Origin of the sequence: Streptomyces sp. NPDC048584 (assembly GCF_043199595.1) — a bacterium.
Classification (GTDB): domain Bacteria; phylum Actinomycetota; class Actinomycetes; order Streptomycetales; family Streptomycetaceae; genus Streptomyces; species Streptomyces edwardsiae.
The window spans coordinates 126,275-149,438 of the sequence record NZ_JBICWF010000008.1; the positions used below are offsets into that span (position 1 = coordinate 126,275).

24 protein-coding genes and 2 tRNA genes are annotated in these 23,164 nt (G+C 70.0%); 11 read left to right on the plus strand and 15 right to left on the minus strand.

Annotated features, from left to right (window positions below; genetic code table 11):
• Nucleotides 1-45: 45 nt before the first annotated feature.
• Entirely contained in the window at nt 46-651 is a 606-nt protein-coding gene (locus ACGFR9_RS19280; RefSeq protein WP_393209834.1) for a lytic polysaccharide monooxygenase, read from the plus strand.
• A gap of 50 nt (nt 652-701) precedes the next feature.
• Here the strand turns inward: ACGFR9_RS19280 and ACGFR9_RS19285 are convergent.
• From ACGFR9_RS19285 to ehuB, 6 genes are all read right to left on the minus strand, one after another.
• Nucleotides 702-775 (minus strand) — tRNA-Lys (locus tag ACGFR9_RS19285).
• Between the two features lie 87 nt (nt 776-862).
• Entirely contained in the window at nt 863-1,621 is a 759-nt protein-coding gene (locus ACGFR9_RS19290) for an IclR family transcriptional regulator (RefSeq protein WP_393209837.1), read from the minus strand.
• A 195-nt stretch (nt 1,622-1,816) separates the two neighbouring features.
• On the minus strand, nt 1,817-2,608 hold the full coding sequence (gene ehuA, locus ACGFR9_RS19295; RefSeq protein WP_393209840.1) for an ectoine/hydroxyectoine ABC transporter ATP-binding protein EhuA: 792 nt from the start codon (nt 2,606-2,608) through the stop codon (nt 1,817-1,819).
• Entirely contained in the window at nt 2,598-3,248 is a 651-nt protein-coding gene (ehuD, locus tag ACGFR9_RS19300; protein ID WP_030216979.1) for an ectoine/hydroxyectoine ABC transporter permease subunit EhuD, read from the minus strand. Before ehuD ends, ehuA begins: the two co-directional genes overlap by 11 nt.
• A complete protein-coding gene (gene ehuC / locus ACGFR9_RS19305; RefSeq protein ID WP_393209843.1) occupies nt 3,245-3,961 on the minus strand; it encodes an ectoine/hydroxyectoine ABC transporter permease subunit EhuC in 717 nt (238 codons plus the stop codon). Before ehuC ends, ehuD begins: the two co-directional genes overlap by 4 nt.
• Nucleotides 3,958-4,872 carry an ectoine/hydroxyectoine ABC transporter substrate-binding protein EhuB gene (gene ehuB, locus ACGFR9_RS19310; RefSeq protein WP_393209846.1) on the minus strand — a complete coding sequence of 305 codons (915 nt, stop codon included), beginning with the start codon at nt 4,870-4,872 and terminating at the stop codon, nt 3,958-3,960. The genes ehuC and ehuB overlap by 4 nt, the downstream gene beginning before the upstream one ends.
• Before the next feature lie 97 nt (nt 4,873-4,969).
• Here ehuB and ACGFR9_RS19315 point away from each other — a divergent pair, with 97 nt between their 5' ends.
• Entirely contained in the window at nt 4,970-5,467 is a 498-nt protein-coding gene (locus ACGFR9_RS19315; RefSeq protein WP_393209849.1) for a DUF3830 family protein, read from the plus strand.
• 261 nt (nt 5,468-5,728) lie between these two features.
• Here ACGFR9_RS19315 and ACGFR9_RS19320 read toward each other — a convergent pair whose 3' ends face one another.
• Nucleotides 5,729-7,111: an amidase gene (locus ACGFR9_RS19320; RefSeq protein WP_393209852.1), complete on the minus strand. Its 1,383-nt coding sequence runs from the start codon at nt 7,109-7,111 to the stop codon at nt 5,729-5,731.
• Between the two features lie 24 nt (nt 7,112-7,135).
• Nucleotides 7,136-8,083 carry a D-2-hydroxyacid dehydrogenase gene (locus ACGFR9_RS19325; protein WP_393209855.1) on the minus strand — a complete coding sequence of 316 codons (948 nt, stop codon included), beginning with the start codon at nt 8,081-8,083 and terminating at the stop codon, nt 7,136-7,138.
• 161 nt (nt 8,084-8,244) lie between these two features.
• Between ACGFR9_RS19325 and ACGFR9_RS19330 the strand changes: the two genes are divergently transcribed.
• The 4 genes from ACGFR9_RS19330 (at nt 8,245) to ACGFR9_RS19345 (ending at nt 12,277) form a co-directional block, all read left to right on the plus strand.
• A complete protein-coding gene (locus ACGFR9_RS19330; RefSeq protein ID WP_393210421.1) occupies nt 8,245-9,087 on the plus strand; it encodes an aspartate/glutamate racemase family protein in 843 nt (280 codons plus the stop codon).
• Nucleotides 9,084-9,821 carry an aspartate/glutamate racemase family protein gene (locus ACGFR9_RS19335; protein ID WP_393209858.1) on the plus strand — a complete coding sequence of 246 codons (738 nt, stop codon included), beginning with the start codon at nt 9,084-9,086 and terminating at the stop codon, nt 9,819-9,821. The genes ACGFR9_RS19330 and ACGFR9_RS19335 overlap by 4 nt, the downstream gene beginning before the upstream one ends.
• 102 nt (nt 9,822-9,923) lie before the next feature.
• Nucleotides 9,924-10,727 (plus strand): hypothetical protein, encoded by an 804-nt coding sequence (locus tag ACGFR9_RS19340; protein WP_393209861.1) that lies wholly within the window; start codon nt 9,924-9,926, stop codon nt 10,725-10,727.
• Between the two features lie 458 nt (nt 10,728-11,185).
• The gene (locus ACGFR9_RS19345) at nt 11,186-12,277 is read left to right on the plus strand and encodes an LLM class flavin-dependent oxidoreductase (protein ID WP_393209864.1); all 1,092 of its coding nucleotides are present in this window, start codon (nt 11,186-11,188) and stop codon (nt 12,275-12,277) included.
• On the opposite strand, the gene ACGFR9_RS19350 is transcribed toward ACGFR9_RS19345, so the two are convergent.
• On the minus strand, nt 12,253-14,181 hold the full coding sequence (locus ACGFR9_RS19350; RefSeq protein WP_393209867.1) for a putative bifunctional diguanylate cyclase/phosphodiesterase: 1,929 nt from the start codon (nt 14,179-14,181) through the stop codon (nt 12,253-12,255). The genes ACGFR9_RS19345 and ACGFR9_RS19350 overlap by 25 nt on opposite strands.
• 556 nt (nt 14,182-14,737) lie before the next feature.
• On the opposite strand from ACGFR9_RS19350, the gene ACGFR9_RS19355 reads away from it, so the two are divergent.
• Nucleotides 14,738-15,955, plus strand: coding sequence for a M6 family metalloprotease domain-containing protein (locus ACGFR9_RS19355; RefSeq protein WP_393209870.1), 1,218 nt, complete (start codon nt 14,738-14,740; stop codon nt 15,953-15,955).
• A gap of 46 nt (nt 15,956-16,001) precedes the next feature.
• Here ACGFR9_RS19355 and ACGFR9_RS19360 read toward each other — a convergent pair.
• From ACGFR9_RS19360 to ACGFR9_RS19385, 6 genes are all read right to left on the minus strand, one after another.
• Nucleotides 16,002-16,075, minus strand: a tRNA-Lys gene (locus ACGFR9_RS19360).
• The gene (locus ACGFR9_RS19365) at nt 16,066-16,644 is read right to left on the minus strand and encodes a bifunctional DNA primase/polymerase (protein ID WP_393209873.1); all 579 of its coding nucleotides are present in this window, start codon (nt 16,642-16,644) and stop codon (nt 16,066-16,068) included. Before ACGFR9_RS19365 ends, ACGFR9_RS19360 begins: the two co-directional genes overlap by 10 nt.
• Before the next feature lie 107 nt (nt 16,645-16,751).
• Nucleotides 16,752-17,129 (minus strand): hypothetical protein, encoded by a 378-nt coding sequence (locus tag ACGFR9_RS19370; protein WP_393209876.1) that lies wholly within the window; start codon nt 17,127-17,129, stop codon nt 16,752-16,754.
• 23 nt (nt 17,130-17,152) lie between these two features.
• On the minus strand, nt 17,153-17,449 hold the full coding sequence (locus ACGFR9_RS19375; RefSeq protein ID WP_393209879.1) for a hypothetical protein: 297 nt from the start codon (nt 17,447-17,449) through the stop codon (nt 17,153-17,155).
• 49 nt (nt 17,450-17,498) lie between these two features.
• Nucleotides 17,499-17,690, minus strand: coding sequence for a DUF397 domain-containing protein (locus tag ACGFR9_RS19380; RefSeq protein WP_393209882.1), 192 nt, complete (start codon nt 17,688-17,690; stop codon nt 17,499-17,501).
• Nucleotides 17,691-17,697: 7 nt separating this feature from the next.
• Complete coding sequence (locus tag ACGFR9_RS19385; protein WP_393209885.1) at nt 17,698-18,549, minus strand: helix-turn-helix domain-containing protein; 852 nt, start codon at nt 18,547-18,549, stop codon at nt 17,698-17,700.
• Between the two features lie 223 nt (nt 18,550-18,772).
• Here ACGFR9_RS19385 and ACGFR9_RS19390 point away from each other — a divergent pair, with 223 nt between their 5' ends.
• The 4 genes from ACGFR9_RS19390 to ACGFR9_RS19405 all read left to right on the plus strand — a co-directional run bounded on the left by ACGFR9_RS19390 (nt 18,773) and on the right by ACGFR9_RS19405 (nt 23,128).
• Complete coding sequence (locus ACGFR9_RS19390; RefSeq protein WP_393209887.1) at nt 18,773-19,207, plus strand: ATP-binding protein; 435 nt, start codon at nt 18,773-18,775, stop codon at nt 19,205-19,207.
• Between the two features lie 29 nt (nt 19,208-19,236).
• Nucleotides 19,237-22,155, plus strand: a complete 2,919-nt coding sequence (locus tag ACGFR9_RS19395) for a polymorphic toxin-type HINT domain-containing protein (protein WP_393209889.1) — start codon at nt 19,237-19,239, stop codon at nt 22,153-22,155.
• A gap of 4 nt (nt 22,156-22,159) precedes the next feature.
• Nucleotides 22,160-22,411 (plus strand): hypothetical protein, encoded by a 252-nt coding sequence (locus ACGFR9_RS19400; protein WP_393209892.1) that lies wholly within the window; start codon nt 22,160-22,162, stop codon nt 22,409-22,411.
• Between the two features lie 201 nt (nt 22,412-22,612).
• Nucleotides 22,613-23,128, plus strand: a complete 516-nt coding sequence (locus ACGFR9_RS19405) for a winged helix-turn-helix domain-containing protein (protein WP_393209895.1) — start codon at nt 22,613-22,615, stop codon at nt 23,126-23,128.
• Nucleotides 23,129-23,164 lie beyond the last annotated feature (36 nt).

A 23,164-nucleotide genomic window follows, 5' to 3' on the forward strand; every position in this document is an offset into this window, starting at 1 on the left:
TACCTGCACGGCTCACTGAAACCCCCACACTCCAGGAGCAGCAGCATGCGCACACGGACCCAGATGTACGCAGCCGCGGTGGGGCTGGCCACGACCGGAGCGCTCGTGCTCTCCTCCGGTGGTGCCAGCGGCCACGGCTACACCGATCTGCCGGTCAGCCGGCAGAAGCTCTGCCAGAACGGCTCGGTCGCCAACTGCGGATCCATCCAGTGGGAGCCGCAGAGCGTCGAGGGCCCGAAGGGTTTCCCCGCCTCCGGACCGGCCGACGGGCAGCTCTGTTCCGGCAACAACACCCGGTTCGCCCAGCTCGACAGCCCGAAGACCCCCTCGGGCGGCGCCTGGCCCACCACGAGCGTCTCGGGCGGCCAGAACTACACCTTCCGGTGGCAGTTCACGGCCATGCACGCCACCACCGACTTCAAGTACTACGTCACCAAGCCGGGCTGGAACCAGAACCACAACCTGTCCCGGTCCGACCTCAACCTCACGCCGTTCTTCACCGTGCCCTACAACGGCCAGCGTCCCCCGTCGACCCTCTCGCACACGGGCCGGCTGCCGTCCGGGCTCAGCGGACACCATGTGATCCTCGCGGTGTGGACGGTCGCCGACACGACCAACGCGTTCTACGCCTGCTCGGACGTCACGTTCTGAGGCCGACGTACGCAAAAGGGCCTCTCGCTCCCACGAGAGGCCCTTCGGTGTGCGCCGCCAGGGACTCGAACCCCGGACCCGCTGATTAAGAGTCAGCTGCTCTAACCAACTGAGCTAGCGGCGCATGACTCCCGCCGTCCGCTTCCGCGGTCGGCGACGAGGAAAATACTACCCGGTCCCCGACGGTGCTCCGCACCACCGCGGGCGCCCTCTAGATCGCCAGCGACAGCAGTACCGGGGCCGCGCTGCGGTTGAGGGTGTCGGCCGCCTCGCGCAGGCGGTGGGCGTGCTCCACCGGCAGGGAGAGGGCCAGACAGCCCACCGAGGAACCGGCCGTGATCGGGACCGCCGCGCAGACCGTGCCGACCGCGTACTCCTGGAGGTCGAGCACCGGCACCGTCGCCGGCTGCGACGCCAGCCGGGACAGCAGCAGCGTGTCACTGGTGATGGTGCGCGAGGTGAGCCGGGCCATCCTGTGGCGGGCGAGATGGTCGCGCCGGCCGTCGTGGTCCAGCTGGGTGAGCAGGCTCTTGCCCACCGCCGTCGCGTGCGCCGAGCAGCGGAAGTCCACCCACTCGTTGACCTTCGGGGCGGCCGGGCTGTCGGCGTACTGGGTGACCTTGACCTCGCCATCGACGTACCGGCTCATGTAGACGGCGGCGCCCACACGGTCGCGGAGCCGGTCCAGGAGGCGCTGCAGCTTCTCGCGCAGCGCCTCCTCGTGTCCCTCGGCGGCACCCAGGCGGGCGAAGGCCGCCCCGGTGACATACGCGCCGCCGGCGATCTGCTCGACGTAGGCCTCGCGGCGCAGCATCCGCAGAAGCGCGGTCAGCCGCTCACTGCCGAGTCCGGTCTCGCGCGCCAGTTGGGTGTCGGTGACTCCTGTGGTGTGCCGCGCCACCGTCTCCAGCACGCGCAGGGCGTCCTGGACCGAGTGGTACGACGCGGTCGGCTCGTGCCTCAGCGCCACGGTTTCCCCCTGCGCTCGTACTCGGGGCCGCAATCCGGTCAGCGAATCCCTTCCACGATAGCCGCGAAACGGGCCCCGGGAAGCGGGTGTTGACAAGATTGCGGCCCCCTCATCTGCGGCGCGGGCCTTCTGGCATATGCCAGAGGGATGCCCCATGTCATGGACCTCGGGCGTTGCCCTGTCGACGGTCCGTGGCTACAGGACGGCGCTGAGGAATTCCCGCGTACGGTCGTGCTCCGGCTCGCTGAAGATCTTCTCCGGGGCGCCCGCCTCGATGATCCGCCCCGAGTCGAACATCAGCACCTGGTCCGAGATGTCCCGGGCGAAGTTCATCTCGTGGGTCACACAGAGCATGGTGATGTCGGTGGAGCGCGCGATGTCCCGCAGCACGTCGAGGACGCCCGCGACCAGCTCCGGGTCGAGCGCCGAGGTCACCTCGTCCAGCAGCAGCACCTGCGGCCGCATCGCCAGCGCCCGCGCGATCGCCACCCGCTGCTGCTGACCGCCGGACAGCTGAGCGGGGTGCTTGCCGATGTGGTCGGTCAGGCCGACCATCTCCAGCAGCTCCCGCGCCCGCTCCTCCGCCTCGTCCTTGGACATGCCGAGCACGGTGACCGGAGCCTCCGTGATGTTCCGCAGCACCGTCATGTTCGGGAACAGGTTGAACTGCTGGAACACCATCCCGATCTTCTTGCGGACCTCGCGGACCTGCTTGTCGGGCGCCGGGAAAAGCTGCTCCCCGGCCACGGTGATCGTGCCCTCGTCGGGCTTCAGCAGCGTCATCAGCAGCCGCAGGATCGTCGTCTTGCCGGAACCGGACGGGCCGATCAGCGTGACGTGCTTGCCCGCGTCCACGGAGAAGTCCAGGTGGTCGAGGACCGTGTGGTCCCCGAACCGCTTGGTGACCTGCTCCAGGCGGATCAGCTCACCGCTGCCCGCCGGGGTCTCGGGCTTCTTGTCGAACGGGGCGTGGGTGTCAGTGGACAAGGCGTCGCTCCAGGGCTCGCAGGGCAAGGGAGGCCAGGTAGGAGATGACGATGAAGGCGAAGCCGATCACCGTCAGGGGCTCGGTGAACTGGAAGTTCTGCTGCGAGAACAGCCGCGCCTCACCGAGCATCTCCAGCACGGTGATGGCCATCAGCAGCGGTGTGTCCTTCAGCATCGAGATGACGTAGTTGCCGAGCGCGGGCACCACCCGGCGCACGGCCTGCGGCAGGATCACCGCGGTCCACGTCCGGCGCAGCGGCAGGTTCAGCGCCGTCGCCGCCTCCCACTGGCCCACCGGCACGGCCTCGATGCCCGCGCGGTAGACCTGCATCGTGTACGTCGAGTAGTGCAGCCCGATGGCGAAGACACCGGTGGTCAGCGCGGAGAAGGTCACGCCCCACTCGGGCAGCACGTAGAACAGGAAGAACAGCTGCACCAGCAGCGGTGTGTTGCGGACGAACTCCGTCACCGCGCCGACCGGCCAGGTCACCCAGCGTGTCGGCACCCGCATCAGCAGCGCCCACACCAGACCCAGCGCGAACGAGATCAGCGAGCCGAGCACCAGGATCTGCAGGGTGACCAGCAGACCGTCCCAGAAGTGCGGCATGAAGTCGGAGACCGCGCTCCAGTCCCACTTCATCGGACGGCACCTCCCGCGTTGGTCGTCTCGGGCCGCTTCAGCTCCACGTCCTTCTTGGGCGTGGGCGTCTTGCCGACCCCCGCCTTCAGCTTCTTCTCCAGACCGCGCATGGTCCGGGTGAGCAGGAAGGCGATCACGAAGTAGATGATCAGGATGTACGTGTAGATCTCCGCGCTCTCCTGCAGCGCCAGGCGGATCAGATTGCCGCTGAACGCCAGATCGCCCATGCCCATGATCGACACCAGGGCGGTGCCCTTGAGCAGCTCGATCAGCAGGTTGGAGAACGGCGGGATCATCTCCGGCACCGCCTGCGGCAGCAGGATCAGCTTCATCCGCTGCCAGGGCGTGAAGCTGAGCGCGATACCGCCCTCACGCTGGGCCGGGTCGACCGCGGCGAGCGCGCCGCGCACGATCTCCGAGCCGTACGCCCCGTAGGTCAGACCGAGTGCCAGCGTGCCCGCCCACAGCGGCACCAGCTGCCAGCCGAAGGCCGGGGGCAGCACGAAGAACACCCAGAAGATCATCACCAGCGCGGAGGTGCCGCGGAACACCTCGGTGTAGAAGCCCGCGAGGAAGCGGACGATCCACAGCCGGTGGGTGCGCGCGACGCCGACCACGAAGGAGACCGCGGTCGCCAGCAGCGAGCTGAGCACGAGCAGCTGGACGGTGACCCAGACGCCGCGCAGTACGAGTTCCCAGAGTCCCGATGTCATCCGCCGCAGAGCTCCTTCGCGGTCAGATCCGTCATCTCGTCCTCCGTGAAACCGAACGGCTTGAGGATGCGCAGCAGTTCGCCGCTCTCCTTCAGCTTGCGCAGTTCGGCGTTGAAGGCGTCCCGCAGGTTCGTCTCGGTCGGCCGGAAGGCGAAGGCGCCGCCGTCGACGTGCGGCTCGCCGCCGACGATCGGCTTGAAGGGCTCGGTGACCTCCGCCTTGCGCGACTTCTTCACCACCTCGCGGGTGGTGAGCGCGGTACCGGCGAAGACATCGGCGCGTCCGGCCTCGACGGCGTTCAGGCCGGCCACCTGATCGGGGACGATCAGGATGTCGCCCTCCTTGTACCCGGCCTCGACGGCGTACGCGATCTCCGCGTACCCGGTGCCGGTGGCGAACTTCGCCTTCTTCTCGACGACGTCCTGGTAGCTGCGCAGCCCCAGCGGGTTGCCCTTGCGCACGATGAACGAGTCGAGCATCTGATAGTCGGGATCGGAGAAGATGACCTGCTCACAGCGCTCGGGATTGACGTACATCCCGGCGGCCACGACATCGAACTGCTGCGAGTTCAGCCCGGGTATCAGCGAGCCGAACTCCGTGGGCACGGGCTGCACCCGGTCCACGCCGAGCCGCTTGAAGATGACCTTGGCCAGCTCCGGCGCCTCACCGGTCAGATCGCCGTTCCTGTCGATGTAACCGAACGGGATCTCGCCGGCTATCCCCAGCCGGACGACACCCGCCGCCTTGATCCGGGACAGCAGATCGCCGCCGCCCGTGGCCGCCGCCGTCGGTACGCGGGAACAGCCCGCGGCGCCCAGTGCGCCGAGCGCCGCGACCCCCGCGAGCAGCGATCGACGTGAGGGCCCGGAGGTCTCTCGGAATCGTCTGAGTGGTTGCAGTGGTGGAGCCATGGCGGCGCGGCTACCCGAAGCGATGCGAGTTATTCCGGCCAGTTTCGGCCCCGTTCGGCGGTCGGGCGGTCTTGACCGGCGCGGGACGATGGGCCACATGGCAGACCGATACCTTGAGATCTCCCTGGTCAAGCGCGGAATCTCCTGCACGGCCCGGCTGCTCGACGACAGGGCGCCGATCACCTGCGAAGCCGTCTGGAAATCCCTCCCGCTGTCCGGCGACGTCTACCACGCCAAGTACGCCCGCAACGAGATCTACGCCCTCTTCCCGCCCTTCGCGGACAGGGAACCCCCGCTGGAGAACCCGACGGTCACCCCCATCCCGGGCGACCTCTGCTACTTCTCCTTCGCGGGCGCGGAACTGGGCACCAAATCGTACGGCTACGACCGGGAGGTCCGCCCCGGGACGACGCTCGTGGACCTGGCCCTGTTCTACGAACGCAACAACCTCCTCCTGAACGGCGACGTGGGCTGGATCCCCGGCACGGTCTGGGCCGAGGTGGTGGAAGGCCTCCCCGCCATGGCCACAGCCTGCAACGACCTGTGGCGCACAGGCGCGGCCGGCGAATCCCTCACCTTCCGAAGGGCACCATAGCCACGCCGCAGCAACGACCAGACGCCCCGCAGCTGCGGGCAGTCGTGCCGCTGGGGCGGCACGGGTGGGCGATGGGGGTCCCCCCGCTCGAGCGCAGCCGAGAGTGGGGGAGGCACCCCGCAAGCGCCGGGCCGCGCAACACCCCCGCCCAGCCCCCACGCCGGGCCACTGCGCACCCCGCCCCCCCGGGCCACAACGCGACGCAACCCGCCCCCCGGGCCACAACGCGACGCACCCCGCCCCGCGCCCACGCCGGGCCGCTTACAAACCCGGCGCTTCGTACAGCGCCTGCGCAGCCCGCAGCACCAGATCATCCCGATGCCGCGCCCCCACCACCTGCAACCCGATCGGCAGCCCACCCCCGTCGACCCCCACCGGCACACTCGCCGCCGGCTGCTGCGTCATGTTGAAGGGATACGTGAACGGCGTCCACCCGGTCCACCGCCGGCACCCGGACCGCCGAGGCACCTCGACCCCCGCCTCGAACGCCGTGACCGGCACGGTGGGCGTGACCAGCAGGTCGTAGACCTCATGGAACCGCCCCATCCGCCGCCCCAGATCCATCCGCACATCCACCGCGGCCAGATAGTCCAGCGCCGAGTACCGGACCCCCACCCCACAGATCTCCCGCAACCCCGGATCCAGCAACTCCCGCTGCCCCCGCGTCAGATGCTGAATTACCCGAGCCGCCCCCGCGAACCACAGCGTGTGGAAGGCCTCCACCGGATCGCTGAAATCGGGATCGACCTCCTCGACGTACGCCCCCAGCCCCGCCAGCCGCTCCACCCCCCGCCGCACCGCGGAGGCGACCTCCGCGTCCACCCGCACCTGCCCACCGAGTGACGGCGAGTACGCCACCCGCAACCCCCGCACCCCACCCTCCAGCCCCGCCGAGAACGACCCGCCCCCCGGCCCCAGCGCGGACCAGTCCCGCGAGTCCGCCCCGGAGATCACATCCATCATCAACGCCGCATCCGCCACATCCCGGGTCAGCGGCCCCACATGCGCCAGCGTCCCGAACGCACTCGCCGGATACAGCGGGACCCGCCCATACGTGGGCTTCAGCCCGAAGACCCCGCAGAAGGCGGCGGGAATCCGCACACTCCCCCCGCCGTCCGTCCCCAGCGCCAGCGCCCCCGCCCCCAGCGCCACGGCCGCCGCCGCACCCCCACTGGACCCGCCCGCCGTACGCGCCGGATCACGCGGATTGCGGGTGACCCCGCTCAGCGGCGAGTCCGTCACCCCTTTCCAGCCGAACTCGGGAGTCGTCGTCTTGCCCAGGAACACCGCCCCGTGCTCCCGCAGCCGGGCCACCGCCGGCGCGTCCTCGTCCCAGCGGCCCGCCGCCGGGTCGATCGTCCGTGACCCCTTCAGGGTCGGCGCACCGCGCAGCAGCAGGATGTCCTTCACCGTGACCGGCACCCCGTCCAGCAGCCCGCACGGCTCCCCGCGCCGCCACCGCTCCTGCGACGCGGCGGCCCGCTCCAGCGCGTCTTCGGCGAGCAGCCGTACGAACGCGTTCACCTCCGGCTGCACCGCCTCCGCCCGCTCCAGCGCCGCCCGGGTCACCTCCACCGGGCCGAACTCGCCCCTGCGGTATCCGTCGAGGAGTCGTACCGCGGTCAGCTGGGTGAGCTCGGACATACGGCCTCCTGGAGACGTCGGACGTCAGTGACCCGGTACATACCCGCGCTGCTTGTCGACCACGTTCGGCAGCGGCCGGCCCGCCGCCCACAGCTCGTACAACTCCACGAACTGCTCCCCGAGTTCGTCCCGCCAGCCGACCGTGTCCCCGCTCATGTGCGGTGACACGATCAGCCCGGGAAGGTCCCACAGCGGACTGTCCGGGGCGAGCGGCTCGGTCTCGAACACGTCCAGTGCCGCGCCCGCGATCCAGCGCCGCCGCAGTGCCTCGGCGAGCTCCTCCTCCACGACGAGCTGCCCCCGCCCGACGTTGACGAAGTACGCGGACGGCTGCATCACCCCGAACCGCCGGGCGTCGAACATGCCGCGCGTCGACGACGTCAGCGGCGCCGCGGCGATCACCCAGTCCGCGCGGGCCAGCAGCCGGTCGAGATCGTCCGGCCCGTGCACACCGGCCCGCGCGGTACGGCCGACCAGGGCCGTTCTCATACCGAGCGCGGTGAGCGTGCCGGAGACCGCCCGCCCGATCGGCCCCGAGCCGACCACCACGGCACGGGTCCCGGCGACCTTGCGGGACTCCCGGTGCCGCCAGGTCCGCTCCCGCTGGAGGGCCAGCGTCCGCGGCAGGTCCTTGGCGACGGCGAGGACGAGGGCGGCGACGTACTCGGCGATCGGCCGGTCGAAGATCCCGCGCGCGTTGGTGACCACGGTGTCGGAGACGGCGAGTTCCGGACAGAGCAGATGATCCACACCCGCGCTCGCCGTGTGCACCCAGCGCGGCCGGGGCCCCTCGCCCGGCCACGCCTCACGCACCGCGTGCGAGGCGAAGTCCCACACCAGCAGCACGTCCGCGGCCGGCAGCAGCCCGGCGAGTGTCGAGTCGTCAGCGTGCTCCACCCGCACCCGGCCGGTGAGCCTGCCGAGCCGGGGGAGCGGATCGGCGTCGAGGACGAGGAGCGTGGGGAGGGTCATGAGCCGCCGTTTCTCCGGGTCGGCCGGGGTTCCCGGTAAAGGAATGGCCGGAGTCTGAGATGCGCGGATTGACCACGCTCGCACCCGAACCTACCGTCGTCAACACGGGCGTTCCCGCGATCCGTTGTGTGCTCGTCTCCCAGCGTGAGGCCGGTGCTGACATGGACGTCTCCTTTCTCGGCGGCCCCGGCCCGCAGCGCGGAGTCGGGGTCGTGGCCCCCTTCGACTTCGCGCTGGACCGCGAGCTGTGGCGCTGGGTCCCGGACGAGGTGTCCCTGCATCTGACCCGTACGCCGTACGTGCCGGTCGAGGTGAGTCTCGACCTCGCCAGGATGATCAGCGAGCACGAGACCCTCGGCGACGCGGTGCGCACCCTCACCGAGGTCACGCCCGAGGTCGTCGCCTACGCCTGTACGTCGGGCAGCTTCGTCGGCGGGATCATGGGCGAGCGCGCGATGTGCGAGGCGATGAGCAGGGCCGGCGCGGTCCCCGCCCTCACCACCTCCGGCGCGCTCCTCGAAGCCCTGGTGGAACTGGACGTACGCCGGGTCGCCCTGGTCACGCCGTACACGGTCTCGGTCACCCGTTCACTGGAGAACTACGTCGCACGGGCCGGGGTCACCGTCACCGGGTGCGCGTACATGGGCCTGACCCGGCGGATCTGGCAGGTCACCTACCGCGAGGTGGTCGACATGGCCCGGCGGGCGGCGGTCCGCGGCCGGCTCGGCACGGCAGACGCGCTGTTCCTCTCCTGCACCAATCTGCCGACGTACGACGTCATCCCGCAGCTCGAAGCCGAGCTGCGCATACCGGTCATCTCGGCCAACCAGGTGACCATGTGGGCGGCGCTGCGCCGATTGGGTACCCGGGCGGTGGGACCGTATCAGGCGCTGATCGACGCGTCGGCGCGCTCCGGGACCGTACTGCCGGGCCAGACGTCCGGCTCCGTACTGCCGGAAGTGCCGCGAGCATCGGAAGAGAAGCAGCAGGAAGGCTGGACATGACCGCACTGGGATTCCTCTACCCGGGCCACTCCGCGGAGGACGACTATCCGCGTATCGAGCAGTTGCTGGGCAGCGACATCCGCGTGGATCTGGTGCACACGGACATCGGTGAGGACGCGCACCGGGTGGACGCGCTGCGGGAGATGGGCTCGCCCGAGCGGCTGGCGGCCGGGCTCCAGCAGTTGCGGCTGTCGGGCGCGGAGGCGGTGGTGTGGGCCTGCACCAGCGGCAGTTTCGTCCACGGCTGGGAGGGCGCGCACGAGCAGGTGCGGAACCTGGCGCGGGCGGCCGGCATGCCCGCGTCGTCCACGTCCTTCGCCTTCGTGCACGCGCTGCGGGAGGTGGGCGCGCGCCGGGTCGCCGTCGGTGCGACCTACCCGGACGACGTGGCCGAACTCTTCGCCGGTTTCCTGCGGGCCGGCGGCGTGGAGGTGGCCGGGGTGCGCGGCGCCGGGATCATCACGGCGGCGGAGGTGGGCACCTGGGGCGAGGAGGAGGTGTTCGCGCTGGCCCGCGCGGCGGACACCCCCGACGCGGACGTGCTGCTGCTGCCGGACACGGCCCTGCACACGGTCGCCCACCTCCCCGCCCTGGAGAAGGAGCTGGGCAAGCCGGTCCTCACCGCCAACCAGGTCACGGTCTGGGAGGGCCTGCGGCTGGCGGACCGCAGGGTGAACGCACCCGGGCTGGGGGCGCTGTTCACGCGGGAACCGATCGTCCAGGTACGGACCTGAGTACAACCTTGATCGACTTTCGGTGGTCTCACATCTGTGAGCCCCGTGCCGCGTCTCGGCGCAGGGGCGTCGGAATCTCGGATCCAGGGAGTCGTCATCACTGTGAGAGCCACCGTCGTCCGCCGTACCGCCCTGTCCGCCTCGGCGGTCACCCTCGCCCTGCTGGCCACCGCGTGCGGCGGCGGTGACGAGAAGGGCGGGAGCGACGGGGACAAGGCGGCGAAGGGGGACACCGCGGCCGGTGCTCCGGCCGCGAAGGCGCTGACCGCCGCCGAGCTGGAGAAGCTCGTGATCGCCGCGGCCGACCTCAAGGACCACAAGGTCACCGAGCCGGGCAAGGACGAGGTCTCCGACCCCGGCACCCTCTCCGTCGAGCAGGCCGAGTGCGAGCCCGTCGCGCAGGCGCTGTCGTCCGTGCCGACGGGCAAGCCGGCGGCGAGCGTGCAGCGGCTCGTCACCCTGGAGTCCGAGGCGGCCAAGAAGGGCATGCCGGACCTCGACGGGCTGTCGGAGAAGGAGGCCGAGGAGGCGATGATCGACTCGCTCGACATCACCAAGACGATGGCCTCCCTGCGGTCCTACGACGCCGACGGCGCGAAGGAGACCCTCGCCGCGCTGCGGGAGGCCGGCAAGAAGTGCGCCGGGGGCTTCACCATGTCGGCCGACGGTGAGAAGCAGCAGGTCACCAAGGTGTCTGAGGAGAAGCTCGCGGCCGGCGAGGAGGCGGTCGCCTGGACGGTGGGCACCAAGCTGGACGACACCACCGCCGAGACGAAGGTCGTCGTCCTCCGCCAGGGCACCACGCTCGCCGGATTCTCGTCGTTCAACATCGCGGCGGTCACCCGGGGCGAGACGTTCGAGCAGCCGACGGCCGTCATCGAGGCGCAGGAGGCGAAGCTCGGCTGACCCCCGAGGTGGACCGGGCTCTTCCGGCCCGGTCCACCGTGGGCTGCCGCGCATACGAGAGAACCCCGGTCCCGCTTCCGCGGGCCGGGGTTCTTCTCTCTGGAGCGCCGGGCAGGCCTTGCACCTGCATTTCCCCGCAGGAAGCGGGGCGTCTTTCCTTGGACCACCAACGCATGTTCACTTTCGGGGGCGACCCCCTCAGCAAGCAAGATGATCGTATCGCATGATCGCCCACCCCGCACACCGCCGCACACCTCCGCCCTCCGTATTCCGCGGGCAGTCGTGCCGCAGGGCGGCACGGGTGGGCGCGACGGCACCTCGCCAGCGCCGAGCGGCGCAACCCACCCCCGGCCCGCACCAACGCCGGGCACGCCCCCGAGCACCGGGAGGGAATAACCGGGGACTGTCCCCTGTTACGTCGCGCAGCGACCGTCACACCCCACAGGAGGCACTCCACCATGCCCGCAGACGAAATCCGAGGCACCACCCTCGGCACCGCCCCCGTCCCGCTCTCCGTGCTGGACCTGGTGACCGTCGGCGCGGGCCGGACCGCGAGCGACGCCCTGCGGACCAGCGTGGACATCTCCCGCCTCGCCGAGTCCCGCGGCTACCACCGCTACTGGGTGGCCGAGCACCACTCCATGCCCGGGGTCGCCTCCTCCTCGCCCGCCGTGATCCTGGCCCACCTCGCCGCCCACACCGAGCGCATCCGCCTCGGCTCCGGCGGGGTGATGCTGCCCAACCACGCCCCGCTGGTGATCGCCGAACAGTTCGGCACCCTGGAGGCCATGGCCCCCGGCCGTATCGACCTCGGCCTCGGCCGCGCCCCCGGCACCGACGGCGCCACGGCGGCCGCCCTGCGCCGCAGCGACCGGCTGAACGAGGGCGCCGACGACTTCCCCCAACAGCTCTCCGAGCTCACCCGCTTCCTCGACGACGACTTCCCCGACGGCCACCCCTACGCCCGCATCCACGCCGTCCCCGGCCCGGTGCAGGCCACCTCACCCGGCGGCGTGCAGTCCCCGCACCGCCCGCCCGTCTGGCTGCTCGGCTCCTCCGGCTTCAGCGCCCGGCTGGCCGGCATGCTCGGCCTGCCCTTCGCCTTCGCCCACCACTTCTCGGCGCAGAACACCGTCCCCGCCCTGGACCTCTACCGCGAGACCTTCCGCCCCAGCGAGGTCCTCGACGCGCCCTACGCCCTCATCGGCGTCTCCGCGCTCGCCACGGACGACGAGAAGGAGGCCCGCCGCCAGGTGCTGGCCGCCGCGCTCAACATGGTCCGGCTGCGCACCGGCCGCCCCGGCCTCGTCCCCACCCCCCAGGAGGCGGAGGCGTACGAATTCAGCCCGATGGAGCGGGAGTTCGTCGACACCTGGAACGCCAACGTCATCCACGGCACCGCCGACGAGGTACGTAGCGGTCTCGACGAGCTGCAGAAGCGCACCGGCGCCGACGAGTTGATGCTCACCGCCAACGCCCACGGCGGCGACGTACGCCTGCGTTCCTACGAACTGATCGCCGACGCCTACGGTTTGCCCACGCCCGCCTGAACCCCGGGGCCGCCCAGCAGCTCGGAGATGCGGTCCGGCGACACCGGGCGGGAGTACAGCCAGCCCTGACCGGTGTCGCACCCGATCCGGCGCAGCCGGGTGGCCTGCGCCGACGTCTCCACGCACTCCGCGGTGACGGTCAGCCCGAGCCGGTGGGCGAGCTGCACCATCGCCTCGACGATGACCTCGTCCGCCGGGTTCGGCGGGGCGGCGGCCCGCTCCTCGTACTGGAAGCCCCGTACGAAGGAGCCGTCCAGCTTGAGCACCGACACCGGGAGCCGACTGAGGTAGGCCAGGTTCGAGTAGCCGGTGCCGAAGTCGTCGATGGCGATGCGTACGCCCATGTCGCTGAGCGCCTTCAGGGTCTGGATCGGCCGCCCGGAGGAGCCCATCACGGCCGACTCGGTCAGCTCCAGCTGCAACAGCCCCGGCTCCAGGCCCGTCTCCTCGAGCGTGTCGGCGACGTCCGCCACCAGGTCGGAGTCCCACACCTGCCGGACGGCCACGTTCACACTGACGAAGATCGGCGGCTCGCCGGGATGCTGCAGCTGCCAGTCGCGGGCCTGCCGGCAGGCGGTGCGCAGCACCCAGCGGCCGAGGGGGACGATCGAGCCGTCCTCCTCCGCGAGCGAGATGAACCGATTCGGCGTCAGCGTGCCGAACCGGGGGTGGTTCCAGCGGATCAGCGCCTCCACGCCGTGCACCCGGTCGTCCTCCATGCCCACCAGCGGCTGGTACTCCAGCGCGAACTCGCCCCGGTCGATGGCGGGACGGAGCGTGGAGGCGAGGGCCTGGCGGGTCACCCGTGAGGCGTTGCGCTCCGGGTCGAACAGCGTCCAGCGGGCCTTGCCGTCGGCCTTGGCCCAGTACAGCGTGGTGTCGGCGGCCTGCATCAGGGCGGTGGGCGTGGTCCCGGCGGCATGCCGCTCGACCACCCCGATCGACGCCGACACCGACAACAGCCGCCCGGAGAGGTCGAAGGGGGCCTGGATCGCGTCGAGCAGCGACTCGGCGAGGTCGGCGAGCTGTTCGGTACCGGTGGAGTCCTCGACCAGCAGCGCGAACTCGTCCCCGCCGAGCCGGGCGACCAGCGGCGTACCGGTCCTGGCCGCGTCCTTCGCGCACCGGTTGAGCCGCTCGGCCACGGCGGACAGCAGCTCGTCCCCGACCCGATGGCCGAGGGTGTCGTTGATGGCCTTGAACCCGTCCAGGTCGAGGTAGCACAGCCCGATCCGGCCCGTGCCGCTCTCCTCGTACGAGTCCGCGTCCAGCGCGGCCGTCAGCCGCTCGAAGAACAGGGTGCGGTTGGGCAGCCGGGTCACCGGGTCGTGCATCCGTACATGCCGCAGCTGTGCCTGGAGTTCGCGGTGGTCGCCGATGTCGGCGACCGACAGCAGCACGCCCCCGTCGTCGGCGGGCAGCGGGGAGACCGTCACCCGCACCCAGAGCGCGTGCCCCTCCGGGTGCTTCAGCCGGCGCGTCCGGCGCAGCCGGGCCCGCTTGCCGCGCAGCAGCTCGCGGTACGCGTGCCAGGTGCGGGCGTCGGAGGCGAGGTCCACCAGATCGGCGGCGACGGCGCCGGGCAGGGACTGCGGGTCGCGGCCCAGCAGCCCGGCGAAGGCCGCGTTGGCGCCGGTGATCAGACCCTCACGGTCGACCACGGCCATGGCGAGCGGCGCGGCGGTGAAGACGGAACGGTACGACGGGGTGGGTGGAGCGGCGGACGACGGGGTGGGTGGAGCGGCGGACGACGGGGTGGGTGGAGCGGCGGACGACGGGGTGGGTGGAGCGGCGGACTCCGCAGGTCCGGATCCCGTACGGGGAGAGGTGTTGATCTCACTCTCCGTGACGGTCGGGGGGTCGAGTTCTGTCGCGGGTGCCGACCCTTCGGACGTTCCTCTCACCGCTGCTCCCGCAGTGCACTAGATGGCTGTCCGTGCAGAAAGTCTCAGAAAAATACAGGAAAGTGTGCCGATCATAGAGGCCCGGGTCGGGGCCTTCCAGTCACTGTCCGGTCTTCTGTGCGGATCCGCATCTCCGCCCGATCGTTTCTGCTCAGGGGTGGACGGCTTCTGCGGGCCTCCGACCGGTTGTGACGTTCCGTGAGTGCGGGCGGTGTTGATGGCGCAGGGTCCCGCTCCGATAGCCACGTTCCTCACTCGTCCGATGCAACCGAACAGGGCGTAGTACGACAAACCAACACAGTCTGGGTGCGGTGTCCCGTGAACCGTCTCCCGGAGGTCCCCCGTGCCGCGTCAGCTCACCCCGAGAGGACTCGGCCGTGAGACGCTGCGGCGGAGGCTCGGACGACTGAGCCGATCGGGTGGACCGGAGGCATCGGGTGCATCGGGGGCACCGGGTGGTGCGGACGGGGGCGCGCCGGTCGGCCCCGACGCGCTGGAAGGCCCCGATACGCCGGGCCTCGCCGGCGTCCGTCCCCGGCTGCGCAGTACCGCCGCGATGTGCACCACGATGTCGGCGCTCGCGGCGACCTCCATGGTGAGCGTCCCGTCCGTCGCCGAACCCTTCTCCCCGAAGCCCTGCGCCCTCACCCGCACCACCGCCCACCACTCCGAGGGCCTGGACACCTGGAACACCGCCTATCCGCGCCCCACCCGGAGCATGGACGCGGTGATGGTGTTCCTCTCCTTCCCCGACTCCCACCCCCTGACCACGCCGGCCGAGCTCACGGCCGACCACTTCCCCGCCACCAGCCGCTTCTTCCAGCGCGCCTCCTACGGCAGGTTCACCCTCCGCCCGCACCCGCTCCGCCAGTGGATCCGCATGCCGCGCCCTTCGACGTCGTACGCCATAGAGCGCGACTGGACCGTCGCGCACCGCGGCGCCTATCTGCGCGACGCGCTGGCCGCGGCCGATCCGCACGTCGACTTCTCGCGCTACGACATCGTGTACTTCGTCGCCGACCCGGACGCGCCGGGCGTGGACTCCGACGCCACGAAGGTCGTGAACCTGGACCGTCCGCTGCGCGCCGACGGCACCGACATCCGCCGGGTCGTCACGGTCTTCGAGAACCACCCCCCGGACCGCCTGGTCCTCGCCCACGAGACCGGGCACGTCTTCGATCTGCCCGACCTCTACCACCGGCCCGTGGACGGCAAGGGCGACTGGGACACCCATGTGGGTGACTGGGACCTGATGGGCAGCCAGTTCGCGCTCGCACCGGATCTCTTCGGCTGGCACAAGTGGAAGCTGGGCTGGCTGGACTCCCGGCAGGTGCGGTGCGTACAGGAGGCGGGGCCGGTACGGCTGACGCTGGAGCCGCTGGGGGCGGGCCCGGGGACCCCGGTGACGGGTGCGGCGGGGGCGCCGAGCTTCGGGCTCGGGCGGGGGACCAAGCTGGCGGTCGTACGCACCGGCCCGGACAGTGTGCTGGCCTTCGAGGCCCGGGGCCCGGTCGGCAACGACCGCGCGGCCTGCCGGCAGGGGGTGCTGGTGTACCGGGTGAGCGGCGGTACCCGCTCCGGGCGCGGCCCCATCGAGGTCGTGGACGCCCATCCGCACACGGAGGCCTGCTGGGCGGACTCCGTCTACCCACCCCTTGCCGACGCCCCGGTCGCCCTCGGCGAGAGCTTCACCGTGCCGGGGGAGTCCGTACGGGTCGAGGTGGAGGACCGTACGGCGTCCGGCGCCTGGACGGTGCGGATCACCACCGGATAGATGCGACGAAGGCCCCTCGCTTCCGCGAGGGGCCTTCGTCGTGTCGTGCGCCGCCAGGGACTCGAACCCCGGACCCGCTGATTAAGAGTCAGCTGCTCTAACCAACTGAGCTAGCGGCGCCTGCTGACGTCGTAGACATTAGCATCACGGTCCGCGGGAGGAAAAATCGATATCCGCACGGCCGCGCGAGCCGCCCGCACGGCCGCCCACAGCAGCACCTCCGGGCCCGGCAGCCAGGGGTGACGCGCGTCGGGCGCGACGAGCCAGCGGGCCCCGGAGCAGGGAGTGGGCGCGGGCACGGTGACGGCGTCGCCGGTGCCGTGACAGAGCAGGGGCGGCACCCCGTCGGTGCGCGTGCCCCGCGCGGCGGCCCACTCCTCCCACTCCATGAGCGCGGGGAGCCGCTGCGCCGTACCGGGCGCGGCGAACAGCAGCATCCGCCCCCGGAACTCGGCGACCGGCCCCGATCCCGGGCCGTCCTCCCACAGCCGGTCCAGCATCCGCCGCCCGAAGATCGCGGGCGCGCTGACCACGTCGAAGACCACACCGCAGGGCAGTACGACCGGGGCGTCCGGCCGCTCCGCCCAGTGCGAGAGCGTGCTGCGCGGATACGTCCCCGCCGAGGCGAGCCAGGAGACACCCTCGGGGGTGACGCCACTGGCGTCGGAGTCATTCCGTGGACTGCTCATACCGAAAGATCTACCTGCTGTGAGGGAACGGTTCCGCAGAGTTGCCGAAACCGACGATGCGAAGGCGCGGGGAGGGGTATCGTGCCCACCCTGCCGCTGCCTTCTCGCTACACGGACTCGACGCCCCCGAGACCGCCGGCGCCACCGTCCGTGCCCCGCAGCAGATCCCGCCCGAACTCGACCATCTTCTTCGCGTAGTCCTCGGTCCACTCGGCACGCTCGGCGATGTCCGCCGGCGTCAGCCGGTCGAAGCGCCGGGGATCGGCCAGCTGGGCCGCCGCCATCGCCTGGAACTCCGTCGCCCGGTCCGCCGCGGCCCGGAACGCGAGCGTCAGCTCCGTCGACCGCTCCAGCAGCTCACGCGGATCCTCGACCGACTCCAGGTCGAAGAAGTGCTCGGGATCCGAGGCCGCCTCCGCGGGCTCGAACAGCAGGGGCGCGGGGCGTAGCCGCGGCTGCTCCCGGCGCGGCGTGTGCTCCGCCATGACTTCTCCTCCATACGTCGCGATCACCCCTCCCCGGCGGGGCGGGCCACCGTCCATTGTCCCGCGCCCCCGCAAGAGGCCCCGGGGCCCACCGCGAAAATGGCTTCCCAGCGGGCGGGACGGTATGCGTCGCCGGTGGGATTCAGAGCGTGCCCTCCGGCGAGGGCCCGCTCGATGTCGACGTCGACGCAGAGCAGCCCGACGACGGCCTCCGGCGCCACCTCGTGCACGGCCGCCTCGATCCCCCTCTTGAACTCCGGCTCCCGGTGCCGGACCCCCGAGACGATGGCGGGGTAGCGCCCGGTACTCCCCAGCACCATGTACACCCCGTCGTATTCCGTTTCCGGACGTCCAGCTCGATGCGAAGGTTCACAGAGGCTGGAGGGTGCCGAGGTGGGCGGTGAAGGCGGCGAAGGCGTGCGCGGGGAAGGTGAGCACGGCCCGCTCCGGGGCCTTGGAGTCGCGGATGGCCATGCGGGGGTGGCGGTGGGCGACCTCTACGCAGGCATCCCCCTGCCCACCGCCGGAGTAGGACGACTTCTTCCAGATGTCCGGGGTCATCGTGCCCTCACAGCTCCTTCGTCAGCCCTTGGATGAAGTCACGCGAACGCTCAGGATCGAGTGACACCGCTTCCACCCTACGGAAAAGCGTTCGATAGCGGTTCAACTGAGCCTCGGCGTCGATGAACACCGGACCGTTGGGTCCGTCACGAACCACGGTGTCCAGCTCGGGGACGACGGAGCCCGCGTACACCATGACGCTCCCGGCCCCGCCGAACCCGTCCACATCGAAAGGGATGACGCGCACGCTGATATGGCTGATCTCGGACATGACCAGCACGCGCGCGAGTTGTCGCCGTGCCGCGGCTCGGTCTCCGACCCGAATGCGCAGCGCCCCCTCATGGATCACGGCTTCGTACGTGACCGGATCGGCACGCTCGATGATGACCTTGCGCCGCATCCGGTGCTCCACCCAGCGCTCCACCTCGTCCTCGGGGAACTCGGGATTCACATACGAGAAAAGCGCCCGGGAGTACTCCTCGGTCTGCAGAAGACCCGGGACATGCAGAAAGTCCACGTCCCGCCGGTAGCGGGCATGATGCTCCAACTCGGAGAGATCCAGGAACTGCGTGGGCAGATCTCCTCGGTACTCCTCCCACCACCCAGACGTCCGGTCGCTCGCCATGCCCACCAGCGCGGCGATCAACTTTTCGTTCGCGCAGGAGTAGTGGGCGGCCAGGCGGCGAATGCGTGCCTCGCTCACTCCCGAGATCCCGGACTCGATCTGACTCATCTGTACCGAGTCGGCTCCGAGTAGCGCGGCTGCCTCGCGTGCCTTGAGTCCTGCGGCCTCGCGAAGTTTCCGCAGCTCAAGCCCCAGCCGCATCTGTCGTGCGGTGGGCTGCTGGCGACGCGCCATGACTCTTTCCCCGCCCTCAACTGCCATGAAGGGATGCCTCTTTCGAGGGCAACTTTACGACAGCGGCTTGCGCGGACCTAAATTTAGGTCCTACTTTGAGTGACGCGACGCGCACTGTGTGTGTCGGCGATGTGCCGGAAGTGCACCGCTCCGTCCTGTCATGACGGACGCGCCAACGACACCGGCCTCTACCTCGACCCCTCTGATGCTGGAAGGAATCCGCATGCCCGAAAACGACCCGTGGGAGTACTGCCTCTCCATCCCCAACGACCCCCGTGCGGTCACCATCTGCCGCCGCACCCTCCGCCTGATCCTCACCATGCACGGTCTGATCCGCCTGGTCGACGTGGCCGAACTCCTGGCCACGGAACTGGTGTCGAACGCCGTACGCCACACCAAGGGGCCGGCCGCCCTGCGCGTCCGCTGGTCGGGCACGGGTGTCCTGCGGATCGGAGCCTGGGACGCCGACCCCCTCCCGCCGCAACCGCCCCAGCCACTGGCCCTCACCGTCGACCAGGAGGACGGCCGGGGACTGGCCCTGGTCCGCGCCTGCGCCGACGTATGGGGATGGCAACCGCTGACGAGGGAGGGCAGCCGGGGCAAGTACGTCTGGTGCGAACTTGGTGAGCAACCGGAGCCCGCGAGACGTACAGCCTGACTGGGTGACGTCGGGCCGATCGCGGCCGCATGGCCCCTCCGGCCGCAGGGCGCGTCCTTCCTCGGCGGGGCAGGCTCACTTCCACGGTCGACGCCCGCGACACCACCCTCGTCAACGTCTACGACGGTCTCGGCCGCAAGACGGAGCTGCGCTCCGGCTCCACCACCGGCCCGCTACGCGCCAAGTGGACCTATGACACGGTCAGCGGCGCCAAGGGACACCTTGCCCAGTCCACCCGCTACGCGGACGGCGGTCTGGCCTACACCTCCGAGGTGGTGGCCTACGACCGGCTGTACCGGCCACTGCGTACCTCGGTGACGATCCCGGAGTCCGACGCCAACACCGGACTGTCCGGCACGTACCTCTCGGGCACCTCGTACAAGGGGTCCGGACTGGTTGCCGCAGTGGGCTTGCCCAAGGCGGGCTCTCTGGCCGCGTCCTCTGTGGCCTTCGAGTACGAGGACGACACACTGCGGCCCATAGCCGTGGACGGCCGCGAAGGCCTCAAGGCCACGGCGTCGTACAGCCTGACCGGCAAACCGTTGCAGTACGAACTGTCGGACAGCGGCGGGAAGAAGGCTTGGGGCACCAACGAGTACGAACCCGGTACCCAGCGGCTGTCGTTCACCCGGGTCGACCGTCAGGACGTCGCGGGCGTCGACCAGGCCTCCACCTTCCGCTACGACGAGGCCGGCAATGTCCTGGCCGTCTCCGACACCTCCCGCTCCGGCACGGACACCCAGTGCTTCACCTATGACCACCTGCGTCGCATGACGGAGGCCTGGACCCAGCCCACCGCCGCCTGCGCGAGCACACCCGACGCCTCGGTACTGGGCGGCCCGGTCCCATACTGGACCTCCTACGGCTACGACAAGACCGGCAACCGCAGCACCGAGGTCCAGCACGACACCACTGGTGACACCACGAAGAACGTCACCAGCACTTACGACTACCCGGCCCCGGGCGCGACCGCGGTCCGCCCGCACGGCCTGGAGACGGTCACCCGCACCGGACCCGGCGTCACCGCCGGCGACTCCTACACCTACGACGCCACCGGCAACACCGACACCCGCACCCTGGGCAACGGCACCACGCAGAAACTCGACTGGGACGCCGAAGGCCGGCTCACCAAGGTCACCGAGCCCGTCGAAGGCGGCTCTTCCAAGGTCACGGAGTACGTCCACGACGCCGACGGAAACCGGCTGATCGCCCGGACACCCACCGAGACCACCCTCTACCTCGGCGCCACCGAGGTCACCGTCGCCAACGGCAGTACCACGGCGAAGGGCACCCGGTACATCGACCTCGGCGGCGGCCACACGGCCGTCCAGGAGGACGACGGTAGCGTCTCCTTCACCACCGCCGACCACCACGGCACGGCACTGCTCGCCATCGACGCGGCGACGCAGAAACTGACTCAGCGCCGCACCAGCCCCTTCGGGGGGACCCGGGGCGAGGAGCCGGCCGACTGGCCCGGAACCAAGGGCTTCGTCGGCGGCACGCAGGACGTCTCCACCGGCCTGACCCACCTGGGCGCGCGGGAGTACGACCCGTCCACGGGCCGCTTCCTCTCGGTCGACCCGATCATGGACTTGACCGACCCGCAGCAGATCAACGGCTACACCTACAGCAACAACAACCCGCTGACCTTCTCCGACCCATCGGGCTTGTACTGCGACGGATGCAGCGCGAACAACCCGGACTCTGTCTGGGCCCCGAGTAAAGGCAACGGGCCGGGCTGCACGACATACACCTGCTATGACCACGACGGCAACGTCGACTATCGGGTGGGCAGGTCCGGGACGTCCAAGCAGTCCACCAGCTCGCCGGCGGTGACGGTCAAGGTCACCGAGAAAGAGGGCGGGATCTTCATCGAGAACATCCGTGTGCCGACTGCTCGCGAGTTGGCGGCGATGTTCCCGCAGTACGAGGGCGAGAAGCAGCTCGAGGCGTGGGCGGAACGCAAGTGCTTCCAGATGGACGCCGGTCTCGACGCGTTCTGCGGCGCGGCTGAGGCGCTCGGCATCATCAACTACGAGCAGACCCTGTTCGAGAAGATCGTCGTGTCCCTGGTGGTTCCCGACTTCGACGCCTGGAAGAGCTGTCTGAGCGGCGACAGCCTCACGGCGTGCGGCTGGGCGGCGACGGATCTGCCCTGGGCGCGGGTGTTCAAGGGGCTGAAGGTCGTCAAGGCGTGTAACCCCAACAGTTTTGTCCCCGGCACCGAAGTTCTGATGGCGGATGGCACAACGAAGCCCATCGAGGACGTCGAAATTGGCGACAAGGTCCTGGCGACGGATCCGATAACGGGGAGAACCGAGACCGAGACGGTCACCGCCGAGATCCTTGGCGAAGGCCCCAAGGCTCTGGTGACGCTCACTCTCACGATCGATGGTGAGCAAGTGGGCGTGACCGCGACCGATGGCCACCCGTTCTGGGTGCCAGGTCTCGATTCGTGGGTCGACGCGGGCGAACTCACCATCGGACAGGAATTGCGTACCGCGGAGGGACAGCGGGTCGCGATCGCCGACATTGACCGCTGGTCGCAGCCGGCGAGAGTGCACAACCTGACGGTCACGGATTCCCACACGTACTATGTACTCGCTGGTCAGACGCCAGTCCTCGTTCACAACAGCAACTGTGATCCTCGCTTCTCGGTCGACTCCAAGGGGAACGCCACCGATCTCACCAATCCGGGCGGCAGGGTCGGCGTTCCGAAACTTGAAGGTGGCACCCTGCAAGAAGTGGGCGGGCGTGTCTGGGGTTCTGGAGATCCCTCTCACCTCATAGGAACACGCTCTCCGGCTGAATTGAGAGGGTTGGCGAGCAGGGGGGACGCCGAGAAATTGCAGGACTTCTACCAGAGTGCAGCGCTTGCAGGGAAGGGTGGAAAGACTGCACCGGCGCGCGTGGTGCTGACTCAGGAGATCATCGATGCTTGGAGATAGTCACGTGGGCAAGGAAGAGCAGGTCGTAGACCTAAAATTTGCGGCGGCGCAAGGGGAAAGCGTCGAGGTGTGCTTCGAGCCGGTAGGAACCACCTTCTCCCTGAGCGACGGTGAGGCGGTCTTTCTCCGGACCGCAATCTCAAACGTGGCCTCGCTTGAGATTGTCTCGTGGCCTAATGGGATTGGGGTTTGGGTCCCCTATCCCGGCGACTACGCGATCATTGACTCAAACGGGAACGAAATCGATACGCTCTGATCCTCTCTCGTAAGAGAGGGGGGCACCTCGGATGCGTTGTGACGCCTCGGTGATGATGCCCAATCAGCGGCACCGGGAGTGAATCCACGGGTGCAAATCTGAAGCCCCGCCAGGTGTCACCTGGCGGGGCTTCAGCGTGGTCTGACGCTGAGGTTGCAAGGGTGGGGTGACAGCGGGCGTTGGTGGTGCTGCATCCTCGTCATGAGGTACGCGGATGGCGGCGGTCTGACCGCTGCGGGGCGGGCGAAGCGTGAAGTGGTGCGTTTCGGGGCCGCGGAGATGTTCGAGCAGGGGGTGCGGCCGCCGGAGGTGGCCCGCCGGTTACGGGTGTCGCGGAAGTCGGCGTACGCCTGGCACGCTGCCTGGCGCAAGGGCGGCAGAGCGGCTCTGGTGTCCAAGGGGGCCGGCGGCTTTCCGTGTCAGCTCAGTGATGGCCAGGCGGAACGCCTGCAGGTCGAGTTGGAGGCCGGCCCGGCCGCGCACGGCTGGATGGAGGATCAGCGGTGGACCCTTGCCAGGGTCGCGGAGCTGATCCATAGCCTGTTCGGCTACCGGTACACCCCGCGTGGGGTGTCGTATCTGCTGCACCGGCTGGGCTGGTCGCCGCAGGTGCCCGCGCACCGGGCGGTCGAACGCGACGAGCAAGCGGTCGCGCGGTGGCGGGCGGAGCAGTGGTCGCGGGTAAGAGGACGGCCCAGCTCCTGGGCGTGTGGATAGTCTTCGAGGACGAGGCCGGGCAGGACCTGAAGCCTG

What these genes read in the sequence shown, in the direction of transcription:
- ACGFR9_RS19280 (WP_393209834.1), top strand. Translation starts at nt 46, where the DNA reads ATGCGCACACGGACCCAGATGTACGCAGCCGCGGTGGGGCTGGCCACG.
- ehuD (WP_030216979.1), bottom strand. Translation starts at nt 3,248, where the DNA reads ATGAAGTGGGACTGGAGCGCGGTCTCCGACTTCATGCCGCACTTCTGG.
- ehuC (WP_393209843.1), bottom strand. Translation starts at nt 3,961, where the DNA reads ATGACATCGGGACTCTGGGAACTCGTACTGCGCGGCGTCTGGGTCACC.
- ehuB (WP_393209846.1), bottom strand. Translation starts at nt 4,872, where the DNA reads ATGGCTCCACCACTGCAACCACTCAGACGATTCCGAGAGACCTCCGGG.
- ACGFR9_RS19315 (WP_393209849.1), top strand. Translation starts at nt 4,970, where the DNA reads ATGGCAGACCGATACCTTGAGATCTCCCTGGTCAAGCGCGGAATCTCC.
- ACGFR9_RS19320 (WP_393209852.1), bottom strand. Translation starts at nt 7,111, where the DNA reads ATGTCCGAGCTCACCCAGCTGACCGCGGTACGACTCCTCGACGGATAC.
- ACGFR9_RS19325 (WP_393209855.1), bottom strand. Translation starts at nt 8,083, where the DNA reads ATGACCCTCCCCACGCTCCTCGTCCTCGACGCCGATCCGCTCCCCCGG.
- ACGFR9_RS19330 (WP_393210421.1), top strand. Translation starts at nt 8,245, where the DNA reads ATGGACGTCTCCTTTCTCGGCGGCCCCGGCCCGCAGCGCGGAGTCGGG.
- ACGFR9_RS19335 (WP_393209858.1), top strand. Translation starts at nt 9,084, where the DNA reads ATGACCGCACTGGGATTCCTCTACCCGGGCCACTCCGCGGAGGACGAC.
- ACGFR9_RS19345 (WP_393209864.1), top strand. Translation starts at nt 11,186, where the DNA reads ATGCCCGCAGACGAAATCCGAGGCACCACCCTCGGCACCGCCCCCGTC.
- ACGFR9_RS19355 (WP_393209870.1), top strand. Translation starts at nt 14,738, where the DNA reads ATGTGCACCACGATGTCGGCGCTCGCGGCGACCTCCATGGTGAGCGTC.
- ACGFR9_RS19365 (WP_393209873.1), bottom strand. Translation starts at nt 16,644, where the DNA reads ATGAGCAGTCCACGGAATGACTCCGACGCCAGTGGCGTCACCCCCGAG.
- ACGFR9_RS19370 (WP_393209876.1), bottom strand. Translation starts at nt 17,129, where the DNA reads ATGGCGGAGCACACGCCGCGCCGGGAGCAGCCGCGGCTACGCCCCGCG.
- ACGFR9_RS19375 (WP_393209879.1), bottom strand. Translation starts at nt 17,449, where the DNA reads ATGGTGCTGGGGAGTACCGGGCGCTACCCCGCCATCGTCTCGGGGGTC.
- ACGFR9_RS19380 (WP_393209882.1), bottom strand. Translation starts at nt 17,690, where the DNA reads ATGACCCCGGACATCTGGAAGAAGTCGTCCTACTCCGGCGGTGGGCAG.
- ACGFR9_RS19385 (WP_393209885.1), bottom strand. Translation starts at nt 18,549, where the DNA reads ATGGCGCGTCGCCAGCAGCCCACCGCACGACAGATGCGGCTGGGGCTT.
- ACGFR9_RS19390 (WP_393209887.1), top strand. Translation starts at nt 18,773, where the DNA reads ATGCCCGAAAACGACCCGTGGGAGTACTGCCTCTCCATCCCCAACGAC.
- ACGFR9_RS19395 (WP_393209889.1), top strand. Translation starts at nt 19,237, where the DNA reads ATGGCCCCTCCGGCCGCAGGGCGCGTCCTTCCTCGGCGGGGCAGGCTC.
- ACGFR9_RS19405 (WP_393209895.1), top strand. Translation starts at nt 22,613, where the DNA reads ATGAGGTACGCGGATGGCGGCGGTCTGACCGCTGCGGGGCGGGCGAAG.